Below are 6,550 nucleotides of genomic sequence, written 5' to 3' on the forward strand. Positions count from 1 at the left end.
GCGGTAGTGGACGCGGCTACGAGTCCTGCAGCTCCACGGAGCCAAAAAGGACTCGTTGCCGCGTCCACTAGGGAAGACGCCGTCAGTTATTCTTCCGATGGTCCTGAAAGCACTTTGCAGTCACGCTACCATTGAAGCTACAATAAGGGGTATTATACGTCCGCTCGTCCGTCCCTAACACTAACCTTCGTGGACCTAATTAGGGATTTTACGGCGGTGCGGCAACGAGCGTTCCCTACCTAGACATCCCCTCCCCACATTCCGACCTCATGCTAAATCTAACCTCGCGTGGTATCGCACATACTTGTGACGGCGTATCGCGTCGCGACTTTTTACAAGTCGGCACGCTCGGAGCGATCGGGTTGAGCTTGCCCGAGCTCTTGGCGGCGGAAGAAATAGGAGCGGTTGATCGCAGCAACGACAAACGCAGCTGCATCATGATTTTCAATCTTGGGGCACCTAGCCAACTTGATACCTTCGACATGAAACCCGAGGCTCCCGCCGAAGTGCGAGGGCCGTTCAAACCGATTTCTACCAGGGGAGACTTTCAACTTTCCGAGATTCTGCCCAAGCACGCCGAGGTCGCGGATAAGTTCTCGATCGTACGGTCTTGTTACCACACCTCCGCGGCGGTTCACGACGCAGGTTGGCAGATGATGCAAACGGGGCGTCAATTCAGCGGCGGAGTGAACTATCCGCACGCTGGGGCGGTGGTCCAGTACTTGCAAGGCCGCCGGACGGATTTGCCCGCGCACGTCGTGCTGCCCGAAACGATGGGGCGTGGTGGCGGCAATTTGCCCAACGGACAAGCAGGCGGATTTCTGGGGAAATCGTTTGATCCGTTTGCACTGATGGCCGACCCCAGTCAAGCGAATTTTAAAGTCCCCGATTTGCTGCCCCCTTCGACTCTAGGCGATGTGCGGATTGATCGGCGCCGCAGAATGCGAGATGCCATCGAGGGACGGATGAAGCAGCTCGAAGCGTCCGAGTCGGCAAAGATGATGGACAAGAATTTTGAGTCGGCCTATCGGCTGATGAGCAGCCCGCAAGCTCGCGAGGCATTCGATTTGACTCAAGAAACGACGGCGGTTCGTGAACGCTACGGAATGAATCGCTTTGGACAATGTTGCTTGCTGTCGCGACGATTGATCGAAGCCGGTGTTCGTTTCGTAACGATCAACACGTTCTTAACCGTTTTCAACGAAGTCACTTGGGACATTCACGGCAGCAAGCCGTTTACGACGATCGAGGGGATGAAGAACATCGTCGCCCCAATGTACGATCAAGCCTACTCGGCATTGATCGCCGATTTGGCAGATCGTGGAATGCTCGACGACACGATGGTATGCGGGTTGGCTGAGTTCGGCCGGACACCCAAAGTGAATCCCGCAGGCGGACGTGATCATTGGCCTCAATGTTTCTCGTGCACGTTCGCCGGTGGCGGCGTCAAGGGAGGTCGTGCGATTGGGGCGAGTGACCCGATGGGAGCGGTTCCAGCGGATCGTCCTGCGAACCCAGGCGAAATCATTGCAACGATCTTTAAAAGCTTGGGGCTCGACCTGCATGCAGAGCTGCCGGGGCCTGCCGGACGCCCGTTTCCGCTGGTCGATTTTGGCGTCCGCGAGATCAAAGAACTGTTTGCATAGAAACATCGAAACAATCGCTGACGGATAGTCGTTGATCGCTCCGCGATCGGAACGTTGAATCGCGGGCTCGAGCGGAAAATGGCTGTCGGATTTCGACGTAGCTGCCGTCGCCAGACGGCGGAAATCCACGCTCTGGCGAGCGTAGCTACGAAAGTAATAAATGGAACCTCCCGAGCGATCCACGACACGAATTTATTCCAAGCGTTTACTGCCTGACGGGCAACCAGCCAAGTTCACGAAAAAGACCTATCGCAACCATGATCATCCCAAATCGCTTGCACCTCTTGTTGCTCGCTGCCGTGATCTCGCAGATCGCGGTGGCGGCCAATGAGATCGCGGTGCTGCCGAAATCATTCACGCTCTCTGGCAGCGAAGGACGCCAACAATTGATGGTCGTTCACGTGTCAGATCTCGTGAACGTGCCAGATATCGTGAACGTGCCAGCGGCGATCATCGACGATAATGTGCAGTGGACATCCAGCGACCCCGATGTCGTGACGATTGACGACACCGTGGCGATCGCGACTGGTAACGGGACATCAACGATCACCGCACGCGTTGGCGATGCGGTTTCGACAACCGAAGTCACCGTGAACGGGTTCGATGAACTCCACCAATGGAGTTTTCGCAACGACGTGCAATCGGTCCTATCGCGTCTGGGGTGTAACACCGGTGCTTGCCACGGCGCGTTGGCTGGTAAGGGGGGATTCCGGCTTTCGCTACGTGGTTATGACAGCCAATCCGACTTCGTCAGCATCACACGAGAAGCCAAGGGGCGACGCGTTGAGTTGTCCGATCCGGGCCGCAGTTTGCTGGTCGCCAAACCAAGTGGGGCGTTGCCACACAAAGGGGGGCTAAGGCTTGATACCGAGTCGCGTGATTATCGAGTGCTGTCGACTTGGATAGCCGCGGGAGCTCGCGGGCCCAGCGACGACGATGTGCGGCTCGAACGTATCACGGTGACTCCCGCTGCGAGTATGCTTCGTCCCGGTGATCGCACACGGGTGCTCGTCAATGCACATTACAACGACGACCGTATCGTCGACGTGACTCATTGGGCAGTCTTCTCAGCGACGGATGAAGCGATCGTCACGGTCGACGATAACGGCGTCGTCGATGTCGTCGGCAGTGGTGAAGGAGCCGTGTTGGTTTGGTTCGGCAGCAAAGTCGCACTGGCGAGAATGACCGTTCCCTATCCGCATGAAATCGCTAGCGAAGTTTATACCGCCGCGCCAACTCGCAATTTCATTGACGAGCTGACCCTGGCACAGCTCAAAACGCTGAATCTTCGGCCTTCACCCCGATGTGATGACGAGACGTTTCTTCGCCGTGCCACACTCGACACGATTGGACGTTTGCCAAGTCTAAGCGAGCGACAAATCTATCTAGCGGACTCTGCCGTCGATCGACGTGATCGCTTGATCGAACGTTTGCTCTGTAGCGACGACTATGTTGACTACTGGACCTATCGATGGTGCGACATTTTGCTCGTCAATGGAACGCGGTTGCGTCCGGCCGCGGTGAAGACCTATTACCAGTGGATCCGTAGCCAGGTTCAACAAAACAAGCCGTGGGATCAGATCGTGCGCGAGATTCTGACGGCATCGGGTTTAAGCAACGAAAACGGTGCGACCAACTTTTACGCGTTACATCAAACGCCCGAGGAGATGACGGAAAACGCCTGTCAAGCATTCCTGGGGTTGTCGATCGGATGCGCGAAGTGTCATAACCATCCGCTTGAAAAATGGAGTAACGACCAGTACTACGGGATGGCGAATCTGTTCGCTCGCGTACGTGCCAAGGGCTGGGGCGGTGACAGTCGCAATGGGGACGGTATCCGCACGTTGTACGTGGCGACGTCCGGGGATCTGATCCAGCCTAATCGCGGCAAACCTCAACCGCCCGCTCCGCTGGATGCTCCGCCGCTTGATTTTGACGACCCATCGGATCGCCGTGCCGTGCTCGCCGATTGGTTGACCGATCCTTCGAATCCCTACTTCGCTCGCTCGATCACCAACCGCGTGTGGGCAAACTTTTTCGGTCGCGGGTTGGTGGAACAAGTGGATGATCTGCGATTGAGCAATCCCGCCAGCAACGAACCACTCTTAGCCGCGTCAGCCCATTACGTGGTGGCCGCCGAATTTGATTTGAAGAAGTTGATGCGGGTAATTTTGCAAAGTGAAACCTATCAACGCAGCAGCGTCGCTTTGGCCGAAAATGAACTCGAACAAAAGTACCTGAGTCGCTATTACCCCCGTCGTCTGATGGCCGAAGTGATGCTGGACGCGATTGACCAAACATTGGAAACCTCATCCAAATTTGATCAAGTCGCGTTTCCTGGGGCGGACAAGCAAAAGACCGACTTTTATCCTGCGGGGACCAGGGCGATTGAGCTCTATGACTCGGCAGTCGCGTCGTATTTCCTCGACACGTTTGGTCGCAATCCACGCGAGATCACTTGCGAATGCGAACGCAGTTCTGAACAGAGCATGGTTCAAGTTCTGCATCTATCCAATGGTGAAACGCTGAACCCGAAACTTCAACAAGCGAACAATCGGATCGCGAAGCTAATCGCCGACGGCAAATCTCCGTCCGAGATGATTGAAACGTTGTTCCTCGCTGGACTATCGCGGCCTCCATCACTCGAGGAACGCGAACGGCTAATGAAGGTCGTTGACGAATACGGCGACGATCTCAGCACGGCAATGCAGGACGTCGCCTGGAGCATGTTGACGAGCACCGAATTCACCTTCAATCATTGATGGCTGCTAGACGCCGCATCCCCACCTGAAAATGTTTCTCGCATCTTAATTGTTCCTTATGCGTTTCCTCTTGATCCCATTATTGATGATTGCCACTAACGTCACGGTCAACGCCGCCGATACGGTAGATTTCGTGACCGATGTGTCGCCCATTCTGAACAAATACTGCGTCGGTTGTCACAACGCGGACGACAACGAAGGCGGATTGCGACTCGATGATCACGCTGCCCTGTTGGCAGGGGGCGATACCGGTTTGGCGGTTACCGCCGGTGCGGCAGGTAGCAGCCGAATGTTGTTGATGACGATGGGTAAGATCGAACCCAAAATGCCGCCCGATGACGAACCGGGGCCGAGTGTCGATGAAATCGAGACGATTGCAGCTTGGATTGATCAGGGGGCTGTGGGTCCGGATGGCGACATGCCGATCAAAACGTCGCTGCGAACGCCGCAAATTGAACCCGATAAAGACTCACCACGCCCCGTCACCTCGATCGCGGTTTCTGCGGACGGCAGTGTACGTGCGATCGCTAGCTTTTCAGCCGTTCAGATCGTACATGCCGACGGCACGGCAATCTCCGAAATCCGAGGACTGCCAGGCAAAGTCAATTCGCTTGAGTTCAGTCGCGATGCAAAACGCATTCTGGTTGCATCGGGGTTAACCGGAGCCTTTGGCCGCGCCGCCATCTATCGCGTTGACGATGCGAGCATGGAATCCGAGATGCTCGGCCATCGCGACGTGTTGTATTCGGCTGTCTTTTCCGCCAATGAAAAGTGGGTAGCAACGGCAGGCTATGACCGCGTGATCAAGTTGTGGGACCGTGATACCGCCAAGGTTGTGCATGAATTGACCGGGCACAACGGCGCAATATATGACTTGGCCTTCTCGCACGACTCAAAGGTTTTGGCCAGTGCTAGTGCTGATGCCACGATCAAAGTTTGGAATGTCCAAACGGGCAAGCGTCTTGATACCCTCAGCCAGGGTGAGGGCGAGATGTTGGCGGTCGACTTTACCGCCGACGGCAAATTCGTCGTCGGCTGTGGTGCGGATAATCGATTGCGTGTCTGGCGGCTTAAAAGCATCGATACGCCCGCGATCAATCCGCTCGTCGTCACGCGGTTTGTCGACGAGTCGCCACTGGTCGGTTTCGCGTTCGCAGCCGATTCGAATCGTATGGTAGTGCTTAGCCAATCAGGAAACGTAAAACTGCTTGACACCGTGTCATGGAAACAAGTCGCGTCACTCGAATCGGTGCCAGATACGGGGACCGATATCGCCTTCGACACAGCATCGGATTCCGTGCTGATCTCGCTGATCAACGGACAAGTTGTCAGCCGGGCGCTGCCCCGGTCGACCGTGGAGAAATTAACTGCGGCTGATCCGGTCACACCGGTCTACATGGATCTTGATGCACTTTCGGTACGCGGTGAATCTGATGGCAACACGCTTCCACGCGGGGCCGAGGTTAGCGGTGTTATCTCTGCGACGGGCGAAGTTGACGTTTACGCTTGGCATGCCAATGCAGGCGAAGTTTGGGCGATTGATGCGGACAAGATTGGAAACAGTCCGATTGATCCGATTGTCTCGATCTTGGATTCCGACGACCATCCAGTCTTGCGAACGCGGTTGCAAGCCGTCCGCGATTCGTATTTCACGTTTCGCGGTAAAGACAGCATGCAGTCGAACGATTTCCGCGTCTTCAATTGGCAGGATATGAATTTGGGCGACTACTTCTATTCCTCCGGCGAAGTCTCGCGATTGTGGAAACATCCACGTGGTCCCGATTCGGGATTTGACACGTATCCGGGCGAAGGCCAGCGTTGGACTTATTTTGGGACCAGCGGAACCACGCACGCATTAGGCGAACCGGGCTACGTCGTCCGTCCGCTTGCCGAAGACGAATCCCCAATCGCAAATGGGTTGCCGGTATTCGATGTTTATTATGAAAACGACGACGACCCCATGCGAATCGCGGGCAATGCCAGTCGATTGTTGTTCACGGCGCCACATGATGGGACTTTCAAGGTTCGCATTACCGACACGCGAGGCGAGGGGGGCGAAGTATTTCAATATCGGCTTGGTGTCCGCGCCGCGACGCCGAGTTTCCGCCCCTCGATCACTCAACTGAAAGGCCCCATTTTTAA

3 protein-coding genes are annotated in these 6,550 nt (G+C 55.7%); all 3 read left to right on the forward strand.

Annotated elements, in window-relative coordinates:
* Nucleotides 1–269: 269 nt before the first annotated feature.
* Nucleotides 270–1,646, forward strand: a complete 1,377-nt coding sequence (locus ABX962_RS26395) for a DUF1501 domain-containing protein (RefSeq protein ID WP_372723842.1) — start codon at nt 270–272, stop codon at nt 1,644–1,646.
* 257 nt (nt 1,647–1,903) lie between these two features.
* Nucleotides 1,904–4,408: a DUF1549 domain-containing protein gene (locus ABX962_RS26400; protein WP_372723844.1), complete on the forward strand. Its 2,505-nt coding sequence runs from the start codon at nt 1,904–1,906 to the stop codon at nt 4,406–4,408.
* 85 nt (nt 4,409–4,493) lie between these two features.
* A partial coding sequence (locus ABX962_RS26405; protein WP_372723846.1) for a WD40 repeat domain-containing protein occupies nt 4,494–6,550 on the forward strand: 2,057 nt, incomplete at its 3' end.

Origin of the sequence: Novipirellula sp. (assembly GCF_041583735.1) — a bacterium.
GTDB lineage: Bacteria > Planctomycetota > Planctomycetia > Pirellulales > Pirellulaceae > Novipirellula.